Origin of the sequence: Streptomyces sp. NPDC102360 (assembly GCF_044766085.1) — a bacterium.
Taxonomy (GTDB): domain Bacteria; phylum Actinomycetota; class Actinomycetes; order Streptomycetales; family Streptomycetaceae; genus Streptomyces.
This window is the reverse complement of the sequence record NZ_JBIWLG010000002.1, coordinates 268657-291027: the sequence shown is the minus strand read 5'-3', so window position 1 is coordinate 291027 and position 22371 is coordinate 268657. Positions and strand designations below refer to the sequence as shown.

The window sequence follows — 22371 nt, the reverse complement described above, 5'->3', positions numbered from 1 at the left end:
CCGGCCCGGCGGTTCACGCCTCCAGCTGGCGGGACCGCCCCGCTCCGATGCCCGCGAGTCCCATCGGCACGCACAGCACCGCGAGCATCACCAGTGGCACCGTCCACCCGCCCGTCGCGTCGTGCAGCGCGCCGAGCAGGAACGGGCCCGCGGCGGCGAGCAGATAGCCCACGCTCTGCGCCATGCCGGACATCTCCGCGGCACGTGCCGCGTCGGGGGAGCGCAGCACGATCACGGCGAGCGCCGTACTGATCAGCAGGCCGCAGCCGAAGCCCTGCATCAGCATCCACGCGTACGCCCCGCCGACCGGCGCCACCAGCAGGCCGAGCACGGAGCCGAGGACGAGCACCGAGCCGGTGAGGGAGAGGGCGACCTGGTTCGACGACCTGCCGACGAGCGCCGTGAAGGCAAGGGATCCGGCGATGCCCGCGAGGCTCATCACGGACAGCATCCACCCCGCCTGCGTACCGTCCATGCCCTGGCTGGTGAGCATCGCCGGGATCCATGCGGCACACGCGTAGTACTGCAACGACTGCAGGCCCATCAGGAGCGTGATCTTCCAGGCCAGCGGTGAACGGCGCAGCGGCGTACGGGAGTCGGTGGCACCCGGGGCCGTCGCGGGCGGCGCGTCCGCGCGGCGCAGCTGGGGCACCCACAGGGCGAGCGCGAGCGCGGAGAGCACCGCCCAGACGCCGATCGCCCCGCGCCAGCCGAGCCCGAGCGCGTCCCCGAGCGGCACGGTCACCCCGGCCGCGAGCGCGGCGCCGCAGAACAGGGCCACCGAGTACAGACCCATCATCAGCCCGGTGCGGCGCTCGAAGTTGCGCTTGATGACGCTCGGCACCAGGACGTTCGACAGGGATATCGCCGCACCGATGAGCACGGTTCCCGCGAACAGCGCGGGCAGGCCGGGCGCGAGGCGGAGCGCGATGCCCGCCGTCAGCAGCGCCATCATCGCGCCGAGCGCCCGCGTCATGCCGATGCGACGCGAGAGCTTCGCCGCGAAGGGGGCGAGGAGGCCGAAACAGAGGATCGGCAGCGTGGTGAGCAGCCCCGCGAGTGAGCCGCTGAGCCCGGTGGAGCGGCGGATCGTGTCGAGCTCGGGCGAGACGGACACGACGCCGGGCCGCAGGTTCATGGCGATGAGGAGGACGCCGGCGGCGAGGAGGGCTCCGCCGCGCGTTTTAAGCCCCGCCGTCGGACGAGAGCCAGCGGGGTCCGGGACAGAGCCCCGGGGCGTCACGCCAGGTGCGGGTGTGGATACGGGGGCTGGGTCACTCTGCGGCATACGAACCAACGTAACATCCCATGTTTCTGCCCAGTCGGCCCGCTTGCTATGGGCATAATGGTGTGAAGTAGGCCAGATAGGGCTGGCCACCCTCCCTATACATGGGATATTTTTGATCCCGCCCCCGCACAGCGAGAAAGGTCACCCCGTGTCCGCACCCACCCTGGTCCAGCGCACCATTGGCCGGATCGAGCGGAGCATTGAACGCGGCGAGTGGGCCGTCGGTGACCGGATCCCGGCGGAGGGGCGGCTCGTCGAGGAGTTCGGCGTCGGCCGCAACACCGTGCGGGAGGCCGTCCGCGCCCTGTGCCACACCGGCCTCCTGGAGGCGCGGCGTGGCGACGGGACGTATGTGCGCGCCGCGAGCGACCTCAACGCCGCGCTCCAACGCCGCCTGCGCCGCGCCGAGTTGAAGCACATCCTCCAGGTGCGCCTCGCCATCGAACGGGAGGCGGCGCCCGCCGCCGCGGCGCACCGCGGCGAGGCCGACCTCGCCCGCATCCTGTCCGCCCTGCTCGCGCGGCACCGCGCGGAGGAGGGCGGGGACCCGGCCGCGTACGTCGAGAAGGACGTGGAGTTCCACCGGGCCGTCGTCGCCGCGAGCGGCAATCCGCTGATGATCGAGCTGTACGAGAGCATCGTCGAGTCGGTGCGCGACACCATCGCCTCGCTGCGCCCGAGCTGGACGCCGGAGCTGCCCGGCGCGAGCTCCCACGACGACCTGGCCGACGCGATCGCGCGCAGCGACCCGGGGGCGGCGGCCGAGGCGGCCTGGGCGCACACGCGGACCGTCGAGGCGGCGATGGAACGGATGGCGGCCGACGGCCGGTCGGAGTCGGCGGGCGGAGCGCCGGATTCGGCCGGCGGAAGGTGAACCTCCGTTGCACGAGGGGCAATTGACTGCTCGTCGCCCTCTGTCGGTGCCACCACCGCGCGCTCTACCCTGACGGGAGCCTCAACGGCCTTGAGGGGGAGTCGCATGAGCGATGACAGCGAGCGCGTCCGGGACGACGGGCGCCGTCCCGACCCCCCGGGTTCCGGTGAACGCCTCGCCGACTGGGCGGACGGCCGGCTCGGGATCTACCAACTCGCCAAGTCCCAGATGCGCAAGGTCTTTCCTGACCACTGGTCCTTCATGCTCGGCGAGATCTGTCTCTACAGCTTCCTCATCCTCATCCTCACCGGCGTCTACCTGACCCTCTTCTTCGACCCCAGCACCCGGGAAGTCGTCTACGACGGCTCGTACGTACCGCTCAAGGGCATCACGATGACCCAGGCGTACGAGTCGACGGTGCACATCAGCTTCGATGTGCGCGGCGGGCTGCTGATCCGCCAGATCCACCACTGGGCGGCGCTCGTCTTCGTCGCCGGCATGACCGTGCACATGATGCGCGTCTTCTTCACCGGCGCGTTCCGCAAGCCGCGCGAGCTCAACTGGGTGTTCGGCTGGACCCTGTTGTTCCTCGGCATCATCACCGGCCTGACCGGCTACTCGCTCCCCGACGACCTGCTGTCCGGCACCGGCCTGAAGTTCGCGCAGGGCGCCGTGCTCGCGATGCCGGTCGTGGGCACGTACCTGGCGATGTTCCTGTTCGGCGGGGAGTTCCCCGGCGACGACTTCATCGCCCGGCTCTATCCGATCCACATCCTGCTGCTGCCGGGCATCATGCTGGGCCTGGTGGCGCTCCATCTGATCCTGGTCTTCTACCACAAGCACACCCAGTTCGCGGGGCCGGGACGCAGCGAGAAGAAGGTCATCGGAGCCCCCTTCTTCCCCATTTACGTGGCGAAGGCCGGCGGCTTCTTCTTCCTCGTCTTCGGGGTGCTCGCGGTCCTCGGCGCGGTGGCGACCATCAACCCGGTGTGGGCTTTCGGCCCCTACAGAACGGATCTCGTCACGACGGGCGCGCAGCCCGACTGGTACCTCGGCTTCTCCGAGGGGCTGATCCGCGTGATGCCCGCGTGGGAGATCAACGCCTGGGGCCACACGCTGCAACTGGGCGTCTTCATCCCGTTCACGCTGTTCCCGCTGATCCTGTCGTTCATGGCGGTGTATCCGTTCCTGGAGTCGTGGATCACGGGCGACAAGCGCGAGCATCACGTGGCGGACCGCCCGCGCAACAAGCCGGCCAGGACCGGCATCGGCGTGGCCTGGCTGGCGTTGTACGGGGTGCTGCTGATCGGCGGCGGCAATGACATCGTCGCGACGAAACTGCACCTGTCGATCAACGCCATCACCTGGTTCGTACGCATCAGCGTCTTCGTGGCGCCCGTCCTCGCGTTCAGCGTCACCAAGCGGATCTGCAACGGTCTTCAGCGCCGCGACCGCGAGAAGGCGCTGCACGGCCGCGAGTCCGGCACGATCAGGCGACTGCCGCACGGCGAGTTCATCGAGGTCCACGAGCCGCTCACGCGCGCCGAGCTGTACACCCTCAACCAGCACGAGCAGCCGGCGGCCTACGAGTTGGGCCCGCGGTTCGACGCGAACGGGGTCGAGCGGAAGTTCACCGTCCGGCAGCGGGTGCGGGCGCGGCTCGCCAAGGCGATGTTCGGCCCGGGCACCTATGTGCCGAAGGCGACGACCGAGGAGTACCGGGCGCTGCACTCGGGGTGGCACGAGTCGGAGCGGGTGGACTGAGCGTGTACGAGAGGGGGCCGGCCCACACACATGGGCCGGCCCCCTTCCCGTCAGCCGCTTAGCCGCTCAGCCGCTCAGTCGCACCGTGAACGCCTTGTCCGTGGGCAGTACCGCCGTGCGGACCGTCGTCACATGTGTCTTCTCGTCGTACGACCATGAACTCCCAGGCAGCGGGCGGCCGTTCACGGACACCCGCTCCGGGGCCCCGTCGTCGTGCACGGTGAAGCTGTACGCGCGTGTACCCGCCTTGCCCGCGTAACGCCCCTTGCTGGCGCCGACATTGATGACCGAGTCCTGCTTGCCGGTGTCCACGGTCACCCGCTGCGTGGCCGACGCGCCCTCCTTGAACTTGCGGGTCACCCCGTCGTCCTCGTACAGGGTGTACGCGCTGTGGCCCGGCTCCGACGCGTAGACGTCATAACCGAGTTGACTCTTGTCGCGGCTCTTCCACGACGTCGTGCCCTTGGGCCACATCGGCACGATCGCCCCGGACTTCACGAAGAGCGGAAGCGTGTCGATCGGGGCGTGGTAGCCGTCGAGGGTGGTCGGGCCCTTGTACTGCTTGCCCGTCCAGTAGTCCGTCCACGTCCCCTTCGGCAGGTAGATGCCGTCGCGGGTGTCGGAGTCCTTGTAGACGGGCGCGACGAGGAAGTCGTCGCCCGCCAGGTACTCGTACTTGGCCTGCGCACCAAGGGTGTTGGCGTCCTTCGGGTACTCCAGCCACAGCGGCCGTACGCCGCCGACGCCGGTGTCCGACGCCTGCTTTGCCAGCGTGTAGAGATACGGCATCAGGCGCTCGCGCAGCTGAAGATACTTGCGGTTGATGGAGGTGTACGGCTCGCCGTCCACCCACGGCTGCTGGTTGATCTTCTCGCCGGTGGTGATGTCGCGGGCCCAGCCGTCCATCGTCATGACGGCGGGCAGGAACGTCTTGGCCTGGAGATCACGTGCGTACATCTTCGCGTCGTGCGAGTAGATCGAGCCGATGTCACCGGTGTTGTACGCGATGCCGGACATCGTGGCGCCCGCGTACGTCGGGATCTGCCAGCGGATGAAGTCCCAGGACAGCTTCTGGTCGCCCGACCAGAGCACCGCGCAGCGCTGGGCGCCCGCCCAGGACACCGGCATCCAGACGAAGCCGCGGGCGTCGCTGTTGTCCTCGATGCCGGCCTTCGCCTTGTCGCAGGCGTCGAGCGCCATGCCGTAGCCGTTGCCGACCCAGGCGACGTCCAGCTTGGCGACGCGCTGGCCCGCCTTCACCTGGTCGGCGAGCTTGTCGATACCGTCCTGCGTCCACAGGCCGAGCTCGGCGCCGCGGTCCTGGAGGCCCTTGGCGGTCTCGGCGAGGTTCTCGTAGCCGCAGCCGTACCCGTCGTTGACCAGCATCCAGCCGAGCGGCATCTGGTGGTTCACATATCCGTCGGCGACCTTCAGGGAGTCGAGGGTGTGGCGCTCGCCCTGGTTGGCGTTGTGCAGATAGCAGTCGGCGTCGCCGGGTTCGAGGCCGTAGACCGGCGGCATGAACGGCTTGCCGATCAGGCCCGTGTATGCGCCGATGACCCGCTTGGCGTCGCCGAGGAAGTAGTAGGCGTCCAGGCGGCGTTCCTGCTGGCCGGTGTGGACCGAGGGGCCGAAGTCGTAGACGCCGGGGGCGAAGGTGTTGCGGTAGACGCCGTAACCGGCCGAAGAGAGGTAGAACGGCTGGGAGTTGGGGTAACCGCCCTCGTTCCAGTCGGTGTTGTTGGCGACGTAGACCGTCTTGTCGCGGTGGGAGAAGCTGCCGTTCTGCTCGCCGCCGCCGAAGAACTGCTCGTCGGCTCCGCGCTCCAGGCTCTGCCGCATCCCGCCGGTGGACCAGCGCAGCGGCCTGTCCTCCTGCCAGATCCGGGTCTTGTTGTCCGCCTTGTAGAGGCCGAAGCGCAGGGGCCGCTTGTAGACGCGCAGGACGGCGTCGGCGGACCGGATGCCGTGGTACGCGCCCGCGTCGAAGGATGTCGTGTGCGGGTCGACGGCCGGCTGCTTGCGGACGATCTGCCCGGCGGCCGGGTCGCTGAACTCACCCGACGGATCTGCCTGGAGGTGGAGCCCGCCACCCTTCAGGAACTCGGCCTTCGCCTTCAGCTCCCCTGCGGCGACGGTGTAGCTGCCGTCGTCGCCCTTGAAGGAGGTGAGGTCCCCGGCGTCCGTCGTCTCGGGCAGGTAGGCCTTGCCGACGAAGGAGTTGTCGTGCACGTCGTACGGGACGACCACCACGTGGTACGTGCCGTCCGCCCGCGGGATGACGGTCGCCTCCGGGTCGGCGGTGCCCGCGCTCGACGCCACCTGCTTGCCGGCGCCGTCGTAGACGTACATGTCGAAGTCGTCCTTGGGCTGCTTCGCCCACTCGATCGAGACCGGCACACCGCCCTCGGGGTTGTCGCTCCAATACCCGTCAGGGACCGAGACCTTGAGGTCGAATCGGTCGCAGGTCTTGCCGTCCGGATCGTCCGCGGGCGTCGGACACTTCTTCGGGTCGTCGACCGTGCCGGACGCGTAGGTGGGGCTCTGCCAGGTGACGCTCTTGTGGTCGGTGTCGAGCACGCCGCTGCCCGGGGTGGCCGCGCCCGCCTGGTGCGCCGGGGCGGCCAGGAGCGCGGCCGCGAGGGCCCCCGTGGTCCAGGCGGCCAGGGCGCGGGCTCTTCGATGAGCTTGCCGTTGGTGCAGTCTTCGCATGAGGTGCATCTCCGCTCAGAACGACCAGTCGTTGTTTACTTGTGCGTGAAACTCCTTGCGCGCGTGCAGCATTGCGCAGAGAGTCAGGGTTGAAGATCCCGCTCGCACAGGTTCATGTCAACAGGAGACGCCGCCCCGTGACCGCTCATCAGTCCGCCCGCCGGCCCACCCGCACCGCCCTCGCCGCCCTGCTCCTCCTCGGCGGCGCCGGTCTCGCCGCCCCGCCCGCCTCCGCCGCGCCGCGACCCGGGCCCGACTACGCCGACGTCCTCGACCTGCACGGCACTCCGAAGGCCGCGTTGCCGGGGGACGACGAGGACAACAACCCCATCAGCACCTTCTCGGACCGGGGCGCCTGGCACGCGTACGCGCTGCCGAAGGCCGGGGACCGGGCCGCGTACGGCGGGTTCAGCGGGCCGCTGCATATCGCGCAGGAGTACCCGTGGTGGCTGAGCAAGTCGTTCAGCCGGATGCGGCTCACCGAGGGCGGCCGCACCCTCGATCTCGCCGCCGGGGGCACGCCCCGCTTCACCGCACAGCCCGGTCGACTGCTCCAGTCGTACGACCTCGGGCGCGGGCTCACGCTCGACCTCGAGCTGCGGTTCGCCACCGACCGGACGGCCCTGGTGCGTGCCGAAGTGCGCAACAACGGGGACAGCGCCCGCACGCTCGGCGTCGGCTGGGGCGGCAGCCTGCTGCGGCCGAAGAAGGCGCCCATGCGCGAAGCGCCCTCCCTGAAGTCCACCGAGCGCGGCGTCGGCGTCGACTTCGCCAAGGTGCGCGAGAAGTGGGACTACCTCACCGACGGCACCGAACGCTTCGAGGTCACGCACAAGGACCCCGTGCACACGACCGTCGACGGTGACACGTACCGGACCGAGGCCGCCGCGCCGCTCACCCTCGCCCCCGGCGCCGCGCACCATTTCGACTGGACCGAGTCCTATACGTTCACCGCCGCCGAGCGCACCCGTGAGGCCCGGCGGGCGCGCGCCGTGCTCGCCGCCCCGCAGGCGTACGCCACCGCCGGTGACGCCCGCTGGCGCGGCTACGTCGCCGGGGTCACGCGCGGGGTGCCCGCAGAGCGGCGCCGTACCGCCGTGAAGGCGCTGGAGACGCTGGTCACCAACTGGCGCTCCGCGGCCGGGCAGATCAAGCACGACGGCGTGACGCCCTCCATCTCGTACAAGTGGTTCACCGGCGGGCTGTGGGCCTGGGACAGCTGGAAGCAGGCCGTGGGCACCGCCCGCTTCGACCCGGCGCTGGCCGAGTCGCAGATCCGGTCCATGTTCGACTGGCAGATCACCGCCGACGACAAGGATCGCCCGCAGGACGCCGGGATGGTCCCCGACGCCGTCTTCTACAACGACCCCGCGCGCGGCGGCGGCAACTGGAACGAGCGCAACTCCAAGCCGCCGATGGCCAGTTGGTCCGTGTGGGAGGTGTACCGCAAGAACGGCGACCGGTCCTTCCTGCGGGAGCTGTATCCGAAGCTCGCCGCCTACCAGGCCTGGTGGTACCGCAACCGGGACCACGACCACGACGGCCTCGCCGAGTACGGCGCCACCGTCGACCCCGCCAACGACTCGGCCGAGGAGCGCCGCCTCGCCGCCGCGTGGGAGAGCGGCCTGGACAACGCGCCGCGCTTCGACGCCAAGCTCGGCACCTCCGTCGTCGCCAACCACGCCGCCGACGGCACGCTGCTCGGCTACTCGCTCGACCAGGAGTCTGTCGACCTCAATGCCTATCTCGCCCAGGACCAGGCCTACTTGGCGCGCATCGCCGACGCGATCGGTCGTCCCGGCGAGGCCGCGAAGTGGCGGAAGAAGGCGGACGCCACGAACGCCGCCGTGCGCGCGAAGTTCTACGACCCGGCCGACGGCTGGTTCCACGACATCGCGCTGAAGGACGGCGCGCCGCTCACCGACCGCGGCCGCGGCATCGAGGGAGCCGTCCCGCTGTGGACGGGCGCGGCCGGCAAGGAGCAGGCGGCGCGCGTACGCCAACGCCTGGTCGATCCGGGCGAGTTCGCCACCCACGTGCCGTTCCCGACCGTGTCGAAGGCGTCCCCGTACTTCGAGTCGACGGCCTACTGGCGCGGACCTGTCTGGTTCGACCACGCCTACATCGCGCTGAGCGGCCTGCGCCGCTACGGCTACACGAAGGACGCCGACGCCCTCACCGGCAAGCTCCTCGCGGGCGCCAAGGGGCTGACCGGCGACCGCCCGATCCAGGAGAACTACGACCCGCTGACCGGTGCCCCGCTCAACTCGCCGAACTTCAGCTGGTCGGCGGCGTCCCTGCTGCCGATCCTGTCCGGTGAGCAGTGACCAGGAAGGCGCTCACGATGCCGCGTACGTCCAGAAGTCCCGCATGATCTGCGGCGGTGTCGGCCCGGCCATCCCGAGCTGGGTCATCAGCACCGACACCGTCCCGGTCGCCGGTGTGAGGTGGGCGGCCGTGCCGGTGCCGCCCACCCAGCCGTAGCGGCCCGGCACGTTGTAGGGGTGGGTGCGGGTGACGTCGACGGAGCCGCCGAAGCCCCAGCCCTCGCCCTCCGTGAACAGGCCGCTCGCGGCGCGCTGTTCGGCGGTCAGGTGGTCCGTCGTCATCAGGCGTACCGAGTCGGCGGAGAGGACGGACCCGCCGTCGGCGAGCAGCATCCGGGCGAACGCCAGCCAGTCGTCCGCCGTGGAGGCGAGCCCGCCCGCGCCCGAGGGGAACGCGGGCAGACCGCTCCACTCGCCGTCCGGGGAGTCGACGAGCTCGGCGCCGCCGTCGGGCGTGGGCACGTAGCAACTGGTGAAGCGGTCGCGCTTGGCGGCAGGGACCTCGAAACCGGTGTCCACCATGCCGAGCGGCTCGAAGATCCGCTCGGCGAGGAAGTCGGGCAGCGAGTCGCTCGTCATCCGCGAGATGAGCACGCCCTGGATGTCCGAGCACGCGTTGTAGAGCCAGACCTCGCCGGGCTGGTGCAGCAGCGGCACCCCGGCGAGCGAGGCAAGCCAGGTGTCCGGCTCGGGCACCCGCTGCGGGTGGTGCGGGTCCATCAGGGCGAAGAGCGGCTGTACCGCGGGGAGCGAGAAGTCCGAGGGGAAGCCCCAGCCGGCCCGGAAGGTGAGGAGGTCCTCGACCGTGATCGGGCGGGCCGCCGGGATCACGTCCTCGATCGGGCCCGCCGGATCGCGCACCACGTTCGGCGCGGCGAGTTCGGGAAGCCAGTGCGAGATCGGCGAATCCAGGGCGATGCGGCCCTCCTCGACGAGCGTCATGAGGGCCGCCGCCACGATCGGCTTCGTGATCGACGCGATCCGGAAGATCGAGTCGCGGGCCATCGGCGTCCCGCCCTCGGTGTCGGTGTGGCCGACGGCCGCCACCTCGACCCGGTCGCCGCGGGCCACCAGGCCCACGGCTCCCGGCACGGGCCCCTTCGACACGTGTGGGGTCAGGACTTCGGCCAGGCCGGTGGTCTCGGTCATCGGGCGGTCCTCCAGTGCGTGTGCGATGCGGTGGTGTGTCCGCGTGAGCGTACAGAGGGAAGACCGCCCGGACCGGTTCAACTCATCGGCTCCCCGTCCCAGAGCGTGTCGTGCGCGCGGTGCGCGTCGGTGAGCCCGTTCGTGAAGAAGCGCTCGTAGTACTCGCCCTCCACGTGGTGCGCCTGGAGCCAGACCCCCGGCACATGGATGGCGTCCGTGTGCGCGGGGAAACGGCGGTGCGTGGCCAGGATGTACGTACAGATGTCACGGGCGCACTCGATGACGCGCTCGTCGTACTCGCTGGCCTCGGCGAGATACCGCTGGCCGTAGTCCTCCTTGTAGATACGGGCGAAGACGTCCTTGTCGCCGTACGTGCCACCGGTGCCGAACTTGGCGTCGACGATCGCGTCGACCGCGTCCGACATCGAGGCGTGCGCGGGCGGGCAGGCGGCGGCGATCAGCGGTTCGCCGGTCGCCGGATCGGCCAGGCCCACCGGGTGCGAGCGCAGATTGGCGTACTTGGGCAGCGGGACGTGCCAGCGCCACAGGTCGGCGAGGCGCCAGCGCGGCGTGACGAAGGTGAAGCCGAGCATCCTCCCGTACGTCTTCGAGAACTTGGGGTCGCCGAGGGCGATGGGCGGGTTGAGCGACGCGTGGATCCAGGCGCCGAGGCCCATCGCCTCCGCCGTCAGCATCACCGTCTGGAGGAGCAGGTCCGCCTCGATCTGGGTGCGCATCGGGCCGAGCGCGCCGAGCGGCAGCTTCAGGTCCTTGTTGAGGAACCCGTTGTCGATCCACTTCTTGACGCCCGCCGGACGGTAGAGGTTCCGGTCGTCGACGAGCGTCGGACGCGCCCCGTCCGGCTGCGTGAGCAGGTACATCAGGGCATTGATGTACTGGTGCGAGAGGTCGACGACCGGGAACAGGACGGTCGTCCCCGGCAGGTTGGACAGGAAGCGGTTCGAGTCCAGATAGGCCGGGAAGTCGCGCAGGCCCTCGGCGACGTCCAGGCGGTGGTCGAGGACCTTCACCTTCGACTGCCGGGCCCGCTCCACCAGGGCCTCCGCGGTGAAGGGCTCGTGCGGTGCCGCCGGCAGCCTGCGCAGGAAGTACGTACCGCTGTCGTTGATCAGGAAGAAGTACGTGCCCTGCGCGTTGTCGGGGCTGCCGGCCGTGCGGCCCGTCATGGTCAGGTTCGGCTTGGACATGATGGGCTTGCCGTCGCGCGGATCCTCGAAGGGGCGGTCAGGCATCGTCAGACCCGTCGAACCGGTGACGGCGATGAGCAGCGCCTCCTCCAGCTCGCTCAGCGGCTGCGGCTCGTGCTTCGAGCTGTAGCTCATGGATCCGGCGGGCACCGACGCGCCGCGGGAGACCCGGTGGGTGCGGCGGCGCCAGATCGTCTTCAGGAGCGGGCGCGCGAGCAGGTCGTCGAGTCCTTGGTGCCCCGAGGAGAGACCCTGGTGACCCGAGGAGGTATCAGCCATGCTCGCCACCGTTCTCCGCGGGCGGCACCGGACGCCAGGGCGCGAACGCGCTCGCGTCGCGCGGCAGCAGGCTCGCGAGGTCCGGGCAGTGCCGCAGGATCACGGACTTCATGCCGCCCTTCTCCACCCAGTCCATGCCGAGCGGCGTGTAGATCTCCGGGCGGTAGTCGACGGTGAGGAAGCGGTCGCTCTGCAGCCGTCGCGTCGCCATCAGGATGAAGATGCGGAACGCGGTGTCGGAGAAGCCGAAGCCGGTGGGCGGGTTCTCCGCGAACAGGCCGACGACCGTGTCGATCTCGTCGACGTCCCGGTACACCTCCTTGAGGCGTGCGAGGGTCTCCGGCTCCTGCGTGAGGTCCTCGAAGCGGCGGATGCGCTCCTTGTGCAGGCCTGCGCGGAAGTCGTTGTAGCGAGGCACACCGCGCCTGCGGGTGCGCACCAGGTCGACCACCGACAGGTCGATGATCTCGCCCTCGCGCTGGAAGTGCGTAAGCGACTTCGGGTAGTTGTGCAGCGTGATCGCGCCGGGATGCGCGATGCCGAACGAGTAGAGGGTGTCCGCCAGACCCGTCTTGCGGATCTGGCTCTCGGCGGCCGCGCCCTGGATGTCGTTGAAGCCGAGCGTTTCGAGGCGCTGCCCGAAGCGGTGCTCGCGCAGCTCGTAGTCGTCGGGGATCAGCGGGTGCATCCGGTAGACCGTGACGAAGTCCTCGGTCAGCGAGTACGGGGCGCCGTGGTGGTCCGGCATCGTCTTCGGGATGCCGGTCAGGGAGTGCGATTCGAGCAGCCACAGACCCAGCTGGTTCAGCCAATTCCTGGGTGGCCCTTCCCAGTTGGTGCGCAGGCCGATGTCGATGGCCTTCGTCGCGAGGATCGCCGGCGTCCACTCCACCGTATGGATCTTCGCGATCAGCGCCGAGACCACGAGGCGTGCCGTGTGGTAGATCCGCTCCTCGCTCATCGACGGGTACTCGGCGCGCAGCGCGTCGCACACCGCGTTGTGCTCGCGGGCGAACAGGGTGTGCATCGAGCTGAGCCCCATCCACCAGTTGTCCTTGAACCCGGTGATCGGGATGCCGGTCCGGTCGATGGGGATGTGCCCGCCGTCCAGCAACAGCCGTGCCCCGCCCTCGGGTTCGCGCAGCTGCTTCGCGGTCGGCTCGTCGCCGCCGTACACCTCGGAGCCGTCCCACCAGTGCGATGCGGTGTTCCCGAAGAGGATCGGCGGCTCGTCGCCGGGCAGCTCGATGCCCTCGTTCTCGGCGAACCGCATCATGCTCTCCTCGGGCCCGCCAGGCGTGTTGACCCACGTCCCGCCGCCCGGAGGCAGCGGCACCTCGACCGCCTTGTCGCCCTGCTTGTAGCGGCGGTGGTTGACCCAGTCGTGCACCTGGAACTGGATCCAGGCCGCCGCCAGGATGTTCAGCGACGTCGCCGGGACGAAGCTCTCGCGCGCCAGCAGGCTGCGGCTGACCGTCACCGGGTTCGGGGTGTCGAAGAGGTCGGGCCGGAACACGGGCTTGAGGTTGCGCCCGAACGCGGCGCCCACGGCGCCCATCTTCGGCTCGGACAGGTCGTTGTACGTGCCGTCGTAGGAGCGCTCCGTACGCAGCCGCTCGTCGACCGGAACGGGTACCGGCTCGGCCTTCGGCGGTGCTTCCTGCACATCGGTGCCGATCAGATTCAGCTTGCGCAGCACCTTCCGCAGGAACACCAGGTTGAGCAGGCTCAGGTCCACCGGCAGCCGGTGCCACGGCACATACCGGTTCAGGGCGCGGAAGGCGAGGCCGACGGGCGCCCCCAGGATCCGGTTCCTGAGCGGTTCGTGCGGCGTGAAGCGGGTGCCGTGCCGCTGGGCGCTGCTCGCCTTGTACGCGGACTTGCGGGCCCGATTGAGATTGCCCAGCGGGCGGAAGTCGTCCGTGGTGAACCACGGGTTGAAGGAGAGCTCCTCGATGCGGCGGGCCGCCGAGCGGGCCTCGGCCGTCGTGATGTCCTGGCTCGGTATGGTCAGCCGGGCCACGGGAATCGGCGGAGTGATCGCCTCCTTCCACTCCACGGAGCAGTCCTCGACGGGGGTGCGCCGCTCGTCGACGTAGCGCTGCACGCACAGGTCGAAGGAGACGTCGCCGCGGGCGAGCCGGCGCGCGAGCTCCCGGTGCAGGAAGTTCGGGTCGCGGCGGTCGGGGCGCGGTTCGGGGCCGCCGCCCACGGCGGGCCGCAGCAGGAAGCGGACCGGGCCCGCCTCGCTCCACAGCATCGCGCCGCGGCTCCAATAGGTCTCACGGGCAAGGCTGTTGACGGTGTGTCGGGTCGCGGCCTGGACGTTGCGGCGCATCCGGTTCGCGGTGCCGAGGCCGACGGCGATCGGCAACTTCACGAACAGGCCGAACGCCTTCTGCAACGGATTGCGGGCCCCGGCCAGCGCCTTGGCGAACGCCACGAACTCGCGGGCGTCGCGGGCGTGCGACACCGGGAAACCGGTCGCGAGCAGGTCGTGGCTCTGCTCGGCCGACACTTTTACGCGCACGGCGATCCCGTGCAGGTCTGGCGCTCCGTCGGGGCCGCGCATGCCGCTCGCGTTGGAGAGCCGCACGGTCGCTGGATACTCGGCGCCTGGCTGGGCGAGGCCGCCGCGCAGCGCGGCCGGAAGGTCGTCGTTGAACCGCAGTCGGGCGTTCTCCACGCCGAGCGCGGCCTTCGCGTGGAAGGTGCGCTCGAAGCCCTGGGCGCCACTGGCCCGCCGGTTCGCGACCTGAACCCGCATGATCTCGCGGGCGAGGCGTTCGAACACGAGGCGCTCGGCCTCGGGACTGCCGCCCTGGTAGCGCTCGTACTGTGGCTGACGTTCGTTCTCGGCCATCATTGCCGTCCCTGTCGAAGGTGCGTGGGGAAGGTCCGTTCAGGGGGAGGGGCAGCGACGCTATCGGCGCCCTCGGACCTGCCACAGCGTTCGATCCCGCCATGTACGCGCGCGCGAACTCCCGTACGGCCAGGGGGGTTTGCGCCTGTCAGCGCCCGGTCGGTACCCGGTGGGCCCGCACCGCGCGGCGCCCGCCCCACACCCGCCCCACCCGCAGGTCCCGCACATGGCCGATCGACGACGCCTTGACGTGGCGGTGCGTCGATGGTGTGCTGCACAGCCCCCGCTACGGGAGGTGCCATGCGGCACACGATCGTGCAAGGACCCGCCTTCGCGGACCTGCGCCCCCTCAAGGAGGCCACGTTCGTCGAGCCGGGCAGGGTCACCTTCCCCGTCCATCCCGAACTGCCCCGCCTGCTCCGGGAGGACAAGGAACACCCCGATCCGGCGGGCGTGCTTCCGCACACGATGGCGACCCTGGCGGCGTACGCGTACGCCGGTTACGAGCAGGGCGGCGACGCGCAGACCGTCGCGATGATGGCGACGCGGCTCGGCCTGGAGAACAACCGCGTCAGCGTCTTCGAGCAGCGCGTCGACGCGCTCTACATCGCCTCCGCCGCCTACCTGATCCAGGACGAGGACCGGCGGATCGCGATCCTCTGCTACCGGGGCACCCAGCCCGAGGACATCATCAGCATCCTCACGGACGCCGACGTCCGCCCGGAGACCCTCGCCGTCGACCTGGACGGCGCCGAGTACGCGGTGCACGCGGGCTTCTACCGCAACATGCGCGCCACCCGGTACCTCATCCTCCAGGCCCTGGAACGCGCCGTGCGCGGCGAGTCCGTCGACCCCGACGAGAAGGGCACACGCGGACCGGGCCTCGAAGCGCTCTACATCACCGGGCACAGCCTGGGCGCGGCCATGGCGGCCCTGATGGCGGTCACCCTCGTCCACGAGCCCCGCTACGCGCACATCGCCCGCCGGCTGCGCGCCGTCTACACCTTCGGGCAGCCCATGGTCGGCGGCCCAGGCCTGGCGCGCGCCTGTGCGGACACCGTCGACAGCAACGGCACCCACCTCCTGCGTGACAGGTTCCTGCGCTACATCTACGACCGCGACGTGGTGCCCGCGCTGCCGCCGCGCCCCGTCGGCCCCTACGCCCCGTTCGGCCGCGAGTTCCACTTCCGCAGGCCGCGCAGCGCGGTCGACGCGGTGTTCACGGCCGCGGCCGACGCGGCGGCCGAGGGGGTATCCCTCCCCGGCGACCTCCTCACCGGCACGAACCCCCTGCGACGGCTGCGGCGCATGACGGCGATCCCCGGCCGCGCCCGCGAGGAGGGCTGGGTCGAACGGGTCGAACCCGCCCTGCCCTACCCCCAGATGGACAGCCTCGCGGGCCTCGCGGTCGTGGCCCCCCTCGCCTTCTTCGCGGCCCGCCTGGCCCTGACGCGGACGCTCCCGTTCAAGTACTCCTTCGACGATCACGGTCCGGCGCACTACGTCAACGCGCTTGCTCCGGAAGGGGTGTTGAGCGAGTACGGGGACGTTCGCTAGGCGGCGGCAGGGCTGAGCGGAGGCCACACATCCCGCCACGGCGCCGCCTCCTCGTAGGCCGCGCACGCGTCGAGCAGCGCGCCGTCCGCGAGGTGCCGGCCGATCAGCTGCACGCCGACCGGGAGCCCTTCGGGGGTGCGGCCCGCCGGGAGCGAGGCGGCGGGCTGGCCCGTGAGGTTGGCGATCGGGGTGAAGGACGTCCAGTGGTCCGTGGGCACCAGCCGTCGGTCGATCTGCTCCGGGCCGGGCACTCCGACGGGGAACGCAGGGACGGCGGCGGTCGGCGTGAGGATCAGGTCGTACGTCGACATGAGCCGGGCGACCCGGTTCACGACCGCCTTGCGGACGAGGTTGGCGTCGGTGAACTGCTCGGCGGTCCACGGGGTGCGCAGCAGCGCGGTGAGGTGCGGGGACATGGCGTCGCCGAGCCGGCCGGCCATCGCCCGCATGCCCGTCAGGTCGCTCTCCGCCGCGATAATCGCGCCGAACGCTGCGCTGTAGTCCGGGAGTTGGAGGTCGATCCGGTCGACCTCTGCGCCCAGGTCCTTCTCGAAGACCCGTGCCGCGCCGTCCGCCGCCCGGCGCACCTCGGGGTCGACGGCGACCCGGCCCAGGTCCGGGCTGTAGGCGATGCGCAGCGGCCCGGTCGGACGGCGCACGGTCCAGTCCACGTCCGCGCACGGGATCGAGTGCCGGTCGCGCGGGTCGGGCCCGGCGAGCACCGAGAGCATCAGAGCGGCGTCGGCGACGGTGCGGGTCAGCGGGCCGATGTGCTCCACCGACTCCCAGCCCGACACCCCCGGATACCGCTCGTCGCGACAGCCCGGATACACGGGCACCCGCCCCATCGAGGCCTTGAACCCGAAGATCCCGCACAGCGCCGCCGGTATCCGGACCGAGCCGCCGCCGTCGCTGCCGAGCGCCACGGGGCCGAGCCCGGCCGCGACGGCCGCCGCCGAACCCGCACTGGAACCACCGGGCGTCAGGGCGGGATCCCACGGGTTGCGGGTCACCGGGAACAGCGGGTTGCGCCCGGTCGCGCTGTAGCCGAACTCGCTGGCGTTGGTCTTGCCGAGGACGACGGCACCCGCCGCGACCGACCGCTCCACCACGATGTCGTCCTCGTCCGGCACGAAGTCCGCGTACGCGTGCGACCCCGAGGTCGTACGGATGCCCCTGGTGGAGATCAGGTCCTTGACGCCCAGCGGGACACCGGCCAGCGGGCCCGTGTCGCGGCCCGCGGCGATGTCGTCCGCGATCCGCCGGGCGGTGGCGCGGGCCAGGTCGGGCGTGGGCGTGCAGAACGCGCCCAACTCCTTGTCCACGGCGTCGATCCGGTCGAGCACCGCGTCCGTGACCTCGACGGGGGACAGCTTTCGCGAGCGGATCAGCGCGGCGGTCTCGGTTGCGGACAGGCGGCAGATCTCGCCGGCGTCGGTGGGGTTCACGTGAGGGGCCTCTCAGACGGTGGTGGGGGTGGTGAGACCGGCGGCGGGCTCGGCCGCGGCCCGTGACGGGGTGCGGCGTTCGAGCGGCGCGTACACCACCGCCGCGATCACGATCCCGAACAACGGGTCGATCGAGCCCGGCAGGAGGAAGTGCGCGAGCCCCGCGACGAGCGCCCCGGCCGCCCACGCGCCGAGCGCGCTCCACCGGTAGTCGCGGGTGTCGGCCGCCCATCCCTTGCGGCGGCGCAGGTACTGGTCGGTGATGAGCACGGCGCCGATCGGCGGTACGAAGACGCCCAGCAGGTTCAGCCAGTCGACGAAGTGGCCCCACACGCCGCTGAGCGCGAACAGCAGCCCGAGAACGCCGAGCCCGAGCGCCAGCGGGCGCATCTTCGCCGGGGTGAGCGCGGCCCAGCCGACGGCGCCGTTGTAGAGGCAGTGCGAGGCGACGGACCCGAGGTTGACGAAGACGAACAGCACGGCGAGCGCCGTGAGCAGCGGGCCGTGCCCGGTGAGCAGCGGCAGGAAGCCGCCCCCGTCGGCCGCGGGATCGGCGGACCCGCCGATCGCGACGACGACGCCCCCGAGCGCGTAGGCGACGAAGTTGGCGAACGGGAAGGCGAAGGCCGTGGCGACCACCGCGCTGCGCCCGCTCCTGGACCAGCGGGTGAAGTCGGCCGTCATCGTGCCGGAGTCGGCGAACCCGGCGATGACGATGGCGACGGCGCCGCCGAAGCCGAGGGTGCTGCCCGCCCCCTGGTAGGTGAGGGCGTCGGAGGCGGACGTGTGCCCGGCGCCGTAGCCGATGGCGACGGCCCCGAGGACGACGAACAGGGGAGTGGCGACGGCGCCGACGAGGGCGAGGGCGCGGATCCCGGCGACGGTGAGCAGCGTGTAGAGCGCGCAGCCGAGCAGCGCGCCCCACATGGGGCTCCAGCCGAGCGTGTCCTGAAGGGTCGTCCCGGTGAGGCCGATCTGGAAGCTGAACCAGCCGATCACGACGGTGGCGAGGAGGCCCGCCGCGGCGATCCGGCCGCGGCGCCCGAAGGTGTCGGCGGCCTGGAGCGCGAAGTTCTCGCCGGTGCGGCCCGCGTAGTGGCTGAGGGCGCCGACGTAGCCGAACAGCACGAGGTTGCCGGCGAGGATCGCGAGCAGGCCCTCCACGAGGCCCAGGTTGTAGACGATCACGCCGCCGAAGACGGCGTTGCCGAGGTTCATCGGGAACCCGAACCAGACGGATGCCACCGACGTGAGCGGCTTGCGCGCGGCCTGCGGGACGGGTGTGTGCTCGTACTCTTCTGCGCCGGCCATCTTGTCCTCCACACGGGCCCCTGGAGGCCGTTGGTATACCGTAATGGCGGTGAATTTAAGAGCGTTGTGTTACGGGGGAGGGCGCCGCGTGTTTCCGCTGGGGCGCCCTCGGCCGCGTCCGTGTTAAACGTCAGCGCACGTCGGCGGGGCGCTCCGTGCCGTCGAACGGGAAGCGCCGCCGGAACTCGTCGGCCGCGTCCTCGAGCGTCACGAACGACACGCCGTCGTGCCCGGAGACGTACTCGATGAAGCGCTCCAGCATCAGCAGGACGTTGGGGCGGCCCGAGACGTCCGGGTGGAGGGTGATCGGCAGGACGGCGTAGTCCAACTCGCGGTACACCCAGTCGAATTGGTCCCGCCAGTCCTGTTCGAGGGCGCGCGGCGAGACATAGCCGTGGCTGTTGTGGGAGTGCTTGTTGAACATCATGGGCGGCAGGTCGTCGACATACCAGTTGCCGCAGAACTCGACGAGGTCCACCTCGCTGCCGTGCACGAGCGGCTTCATCCAGTCCTTCGCCGCGCCCGAGTAGTCGATCTTGGTCCAGGCGTCGCCGACGCGGGCGTAGAACGGGGTGAAGTCCCGGTAGTTCTGCGAATGGTCGTACGAGAACCCGTACTTGTGCAGCAGCGCCGCCGTCGACTCCGACATCTCCCACCAGGGCGCGACGTACCCCTTCGGGCCGCGACCGGTGAACTCCTCGATCAGCTCGACCGACTTGGCGAGGACGTCCTCCTCCTGCTGCGGCGACATGTCGATCGGGTTCTCGTGCGAGTAGCCGTGCGCGCCGACCTCGTGGCCCGCCTCCACGACCATCCGGGTCTGCTCGGGGAACGTCTCGATGGAGTGTCCTGGGATGAACCAGGACGTGCGGATGCCGTAGCGCTCGAAGAGCTTCAGCAGGCGCGGGGTGCCGATCTCGCCGGCGAAGACGCCGCGCTGGATGTCGTTGGGGGAGTCCTGGCCTCCGTAGGAGCCGAGCCAGCCGGCGACCGCGTCGACGTCGACACCGAGGGCGATCTGGATGTTCTTGGGCATGAACGGCTCCTAGAGTTGGGAGAGTTGGTCGGTGAGGTCGGCGGTGGCCGCGGCGAGGGCCCGCCGGTCCGCGGACGTCCAGTCGCGCTCGCGGGTGCTGTGCACGGAGATCCAGCCGGTGAGCTCGCCGCCGCTCTGCACGGGCGAGAGCATCTGGGCGCGCACGCCGTACACGTCCTTCAGCGCCTGGGGCGGGTGCGGGGCGTCGCGGAAGTGCGGCTGCACCAGCGCGCGACGTTCGGACTCCAGCCACTCGACCGTGTCGAGGCGACGTTGATCGAGCGAGGCGTCGCGGCGGATGGAGCGGACGCCGGGGGCCAGTGCCTCGCCCGCCGTGAGGTCGACGCGCAGATTGTGCCCCGGCAGGTCGACGCGGAACGTGGTGCGGTCGGCGCCGGTCTCCTCCAGCAGCGTTTCGAGAACCGACTGGATCCCGGCGCGCAGGCTGCCGTCGCGCAGCAGCTGCCCGTGACCGGACCACGACGGGCGCGCCCCGGCCAGGTCGAGCGCCCGCCACAGCGTCGCGCTCACCGAGTCGAACACCGGGAGATCCAGGGCCCGTTCGAGCCGCTCCGCCTCGAAGGCGCCGTACACGTTCGTGCACACCACGGCGACGGCCTGCGCCCCGTCGGTCGCCGCGGCCTCGATCTGGCGGGCCACGTCGGCGGGCGGGATCCGGGCGAAGGCCTCGTTGTCCTGCTCGCCGAAGGGCTCCGCGAGGACGCACTCCAGGCCCTCCTTCGCGTACGTCGACACGATCGCGTCGGCGACGTCGCGGGTGTAGGGCAGGGCGAGGCCGAGTCGGGTGACCCCGTACGCGGCGCAGGCGTCGAGAAGGGCGAGCGTCGACGTGGTCGCCGGGATGCCGGTCTCCGCGGTGAGCGCCGCGGCGAGGGCCCGGTCCCGCTCGATGCCGAGCCACGACCCCGAAGTCCCGTTCCACACAAGGACGTCGACCTTGGCGTCGGCGAGCTGCCGGGCCGCCGCGAGCATCGGCTCGGGGGCGAACTGGGCGTCGCTGCCGGTGTCGAGTGCGATCCGGGTGACGGGTACGCGCGCGAAGTGCGCGGTGGCGAGTGCCGGCCCGGCGCCGTGGAGCAGCCCGTACGTCACGGGTTCGAGGCAGGTGTTGGAGGACGGCGTGAGCATCCCCACGCGCAGTGGACGGTCGGGGGCGACCGGGTTGTCGCTCATCGGACGACGAGCCTCCTCGAGTAGTCGATGACCAGGGACGCGGCGGTGAACAGCAGCGCCGCGCCGACGAAGTACAGCAGCGCCCAGGTGTAGGAGCCGGTGCCGCCGACGATGAAGCCGACGGCGATGGGTGTGACGATCCCCGCGATGTTGCCGGACAGGTTCATGGCGGCGCCGACCACGCCCGCGTTGGCGCGCCCGCCGAGCGTGGAGGGCAGCGCCCAGTACAGGCCCGCCCAGCGCAGGAAGAACAGCACGACGGAGAGCAGCGCGACCGCCGTCATCGCGTCGGGCACGAGGACGACGCCGAGCAGGCCCGCCGTCACGGCCGCGCCCGCGATCCCCATCAGGGTGCGCAGCACGGTGTTGGCGGCAGTACCCCGCGAGCGCCAGTGGTCGGCGAGCCAGCCGCCGATCAGTTCGCCGACGAACCCGGCGCCGAAGATGACGAGCGTGGACCAGCCAATGGACTTGATGTCGAAGCCCTTGGTCTCGGACAGGTAGAGCGGGCCCCAGGTGAGCAGCCCGTAGAAGACGCCGTTGAAGCCCATCCAGCCCAGGCACATGCCCCAGAACGAGCGGTACTTGACGTAGTCGCGCAGCTTCGCGGGCCGGTCCTCGCCGGGCGCTGCCGCGTCCTCCTCCGCGTGCGCCCGCTCGATGTACGCCGCCTCGGCCTCGTTCACGCCCGCGTGCTCGCGCGGGGTGTCGCGCAGGTATCGCAGGGCCAGGAAGCCGACCGCCACCGTCGCCGCGCCCGCGACGACGAAGCTGATCCGCCAACTGCCCGTCCAGGCGATGAGGCCGGAGATGGCGATGCCGCCGAGCGCCGAGCCGAGCGGGGCGCCGCCGTCCATGAGGACCGCGCCGCGCCCGCGTTCCTTCGCGGGCAGCCAGTGCGCGTTGAGCTTGCCGCCGGCCGGCATGACCGGGGCCTCGACCGCGCCGAGCGCCAGCCGGGCCGCGAGCAGCGAGCCGACTCCGGTCGCCGCCGCGGTGGCGCCGGTCGCGAGACCCCAGCCGACGCAGGCGCCGCCGGCCATCCGGCGCGGCCCGAACCGGTCGATCAGCCGTCCGCCGGGGATCTGCATCAGCGCGTACGTCCAGAAGAACGCGCTCAGGACGAAGCCGGTGACCTCCTTCGACAGATGCAGATCGCGCGTGATCAGGGGCAGCGCCACGGACACGGAGCCGCGGTCGATGTAGTTGAGCGTGACGATGCCGAGGAGGAGCAGGAACACCTTCCAGCGGGTGCGACTCGGCGTGGAAGAAGGGGACTTGGTGGTTCTCGCGTCCGTGGCGGTCGCGTCGGCGACCTGTGGCGGATGGGCTGACGGCATGGGCAGACCCTCTGTTGACGG

14 protein-coding genes are annotated in these 22371 nt (G+C 70.9%); 4 read left to right on the top strand and 10 right to left on the bottom strand.

Annotated elements, in window-relative coordinates:
- Nucleotides 1–13: 13 nt before the first annotated feature.
- Entirely contained in the window at nt 14–1138 is a 1125-nt protein-coding gene (locus ACIRHA_RS10865; protein ID WP_403842857.1) for a CynX/NimT family MFS transporter, read from the bottom strand.
- Nucleotides 1139–1436: 298 nt separating this feature from the next.
- Here ACIRHA_RS10865 and ACIRHA_RS10860 point away from each other — a divergent pair, with 298 nt between their 5' ends.
- A complete protein-coding gene (locus ACIRHA_RS10860) occupies nt 1437–2162 on the top strand; it encodes a FadR/GntR family transcriptional regulator (protein ID WP_403842854.1) in 726 nt (241 codons plus the stop codon).
- Between the two features lie 105 nt (nt 2163–2267).
- Entirely contained in the window at nt 2268–3926 is a 1659-nt protein-coding gene (locus tag ACIRHA_RS10855) for a cytochrome bc complex cytochrome b subunit (RefSeq protein ID WP_403842851.1), read from the top strand.
- 66 nt (nt 3927–3992) lie between these two features.
- Here the strand turns inward: ACIRHA_RS10855 and ACIRHA_RS10850 are convergent, their stop codons facing one another.
- Nucleotides 3993–6638: a TIM-barrel domain-containing protein gene (locus ACIRHA_RS10850; RefSeq protein ID WP_403842849.1), complete on the bottom strand. Its 2646-nt coding sequence runs from the start codon at nt 6636–6638 to the stop codon at nt 3993–3995.
- Between the two features lie 137 nt (nt 6639–6775).
- Between ACIRHA_RS10850 and ACIRHA_RS10845 the strand changes: the two genes are divergently transcribed.
- Nucleotides 6776–8965 carry an MGH1-like glycoside hydrolase domain-containing protein gene (locus ACIRHA_RS10845; RefSeq protein ID WP_403842845.1) on the top strand — a complete coding sequence of 730 codons (2190 nt, stop codon included), beginning with the start codon at nt 6776–6778 and terminating at the stop codon, nt 8963–8965.
- A 12-nt stretch (nt 8966–8977) separates the two neighbouring features.
- Here the strand turns inward: ACIRHA_RS10845 and ACIRHA_RS10840 are convergent, their stop codons facing one another.
- The 3 genes from ACIRHA_RS10840 to ACIRHA_RS10830 form a co-directional block, all read right to left on the bottom strand.
- On the bottom strand, nt 8978–10114 hold the full coding sequence (locus ACIRHA_RS10840) for a serine hydrolase domain-containing protein (protein ID WP_403842842.1): 1137 nt from the start codon (nt 10112–10114) through the stop codon (nt 8978–8980).
- A 77-nt stretch (nt 10115–10191) separates the two neighbouring features.
- On the bottom strand, nt 10192–11601 hold the full coding sequence (locus ACIRHA_RS10835; RefSeq protein ID WP_403842840.1) for a hypothetical protein: 1410 nt from the start codon (nt 11599–11601) through the stop codon (nt 10192–10194).
- Nucleotides 11594–14464 (bottom strand): peroxidase family protein, encoded by a 2871-nt coding sequence (locus tag ACIRHA_RS10830; protein WP_403842838.1) that lies wholly within the window; start codon nt 14462–14464, stop codon nt 11594–11596. The genes ACIRHA_RS10835 and ACIRHA_RS10830 overlap by 8 nt, the downstream gene beginning before the upstream one ends.
- Before the next feature lie 300 nt (nt 14465–14764).
- Between ACIRHA_RS10830 and ACIRHA_RS10825 the strand changes: the two genes are divergently transcribed.
- Complete coding sequence (locus ACIRHA_RS10825) at nt 14765–16021, top strand: lipase family protein (protein WP_403842836.1); 1257 nt, start codon at nt 14765–14767, stop codon at nt 16019–16021.
- Here the strand turns inward: ACIRHA_RS10825 and ACIRHA_RS10820 are convergent.
- The 5 genes from ACIRHA_RS10820 to ACIRHA_RS10800 all read right to left on the bottom strand — a co-directional run bounded on the left by ACIRHA_RS10820 (nt 16018) and on the right by ACIRHA_RS10800 (nt 22350).
- Nucleotides 16018–17469 (bottom strand): amidase, encoded by a 1452-nt coding sequence (locus ACIRHA_RS10820; RefSeq protein WP_403842834.1) that lies wholly within the window; start codon nt 17467–17469, stop codon nt 16018–16020. The genes ACIRHA_RS10825 and ACIRHA_RS10820 overlap by 4 nt on opposite strands.
- Nucleotides 17470–17481: 12 nt before the next feature.
- On the bottom strand, nt 17482–18780 hold the full coding sequence (locus tag ACIRHA_RS10815; RefSeq protein WP_403842832.1) for a purine-cytosine permease family protein: 1299 nt from the start codon (nt 18778–18780) through the stop codon (nt 17482–17484).
- 130 nt (nt 18781–18910) lie between these two features.
- Nucleotides 18911–19816 (bottom strand): polysaccharide deacetylase, encoded by a 906-nt coding sequence (locus ACIRHA_RS10810; RefSeq protein WP_403842830.1) that lies wholly within the window; start codon nt 19814–19816, stop codon nt 18911–18913.
- 9 nt (nt 19817–19825) lie between these two features.
- Nucleotides 19826–21010, bottom strand: coding sequence for a GAF domain-containing protein (locus ACIRHA_RS10805; RefSeq protein WP_403842828.1), 1185 nt, complete (start codon nt 21008–21010; stop codon nt 19826–19828).
- Entirely contained in the window at nt 21007–22350 is a 1344-nt protein-coding gene (locus tag ACIRHA_RS10800; protein ID WP_403842826.1) for an MFS transporter, read from the bottom strand. Before ACIRHA_RS10800 ends, ACIRHA_RS10805 begins: the two co-directional genes overlap by 4 nt.
- Nucleotides 22351–22371 lie beyond the last annotated feature (21 nt).

What these genes read in the sequence shown, in the direction of transcription:
- ACIRHA_RS10865 (WP_403842857.1), bottom strand. Translation starts at nt 1,138, where the DNA reads ATGAACCTGCGGCCCGGCGTCGTGTCCGTCTCGCCCGAGCTCGACACG.
- ACIRHA_RS10855 (WP_403842851.1), top strand. Translation starts at nt 2,268, where the DNA reads ATGAGCGATGACAGCGAGCGCGTCCGGGACGACGGGCGCCGTCCCGAC.
- ACIRHA_RS10850 (WP_403842849.1), bottom strand. Translation starts at nt 6,638, where the DNA reads ATGCGAAGACTGCACCAACGGCAAGCTCATCGAAGAGCCCGCGCCCTG.
- ACIRHA_RS10840 (WP_403842842.1), bottom strand. Translation starts at nt 10,114, where the DNA reads ATGACCGAGACCACCGGCCTGGCCGAAGTCCTGACCCCACACGTGTCG.
- ACIRHA_RS10835 (WP_403842840.1), bottom strand. Translation starts at nt 11,601, where the DNA reads ATGGCTGATACCTCCTCGGGTCACCAGGGTCTCTCCTCGGGGCACCAA.
- ACIRHA_RS10830 (WP_403842838.1), bottom strand. Translation starts at nt 14,464, where the DNA reads ATGGCCGAGAACGAACGTCAGCCACAGTACGAGCGCTACCAGGGCGGC.
- ACIRHA_RS10825 (WP_403842836.1), top strand. Translation starts at nt 14,765, where the DNA reads ATGCGGCACACGATCGTGCAAGGACCCGCCTTCGCGGACCTGCGCCCC.
- ACIRHA_RS10815 (WP_403842832.1), bottom strand. Translation starts at nt 18,780, where the DNA reads ATGGCCGGCGCAGAAGAGTACGAGCACACACCCGTCCCGCAGGCCGCG.
- ACIRHA_RS10810 (WP_403842830.1), bottom strand. Translation starts at nt 19,816, where the DNA reads ATGCCCAAGAACATCCAGATCGCCCTCGGTGTCGACGTCGACGCGGTC.
- ACIRHA_RS10805 (WP_403842828.1), bottom strand. Translation starts at nt 21,010, where the DNA reads ATGAGCGACAACCCGGTCGCCCCCGACCGTCCACTGCGCGTGGGGATG.
- ACIRHA_RS10800 (WP_403842826.1), bottom strand. Translation starts at nt 22,350, where the DNA reads ATGCCGTCAGCCCATCCGCCACAGGTCGCCGACGCGACCGCCACGGAC.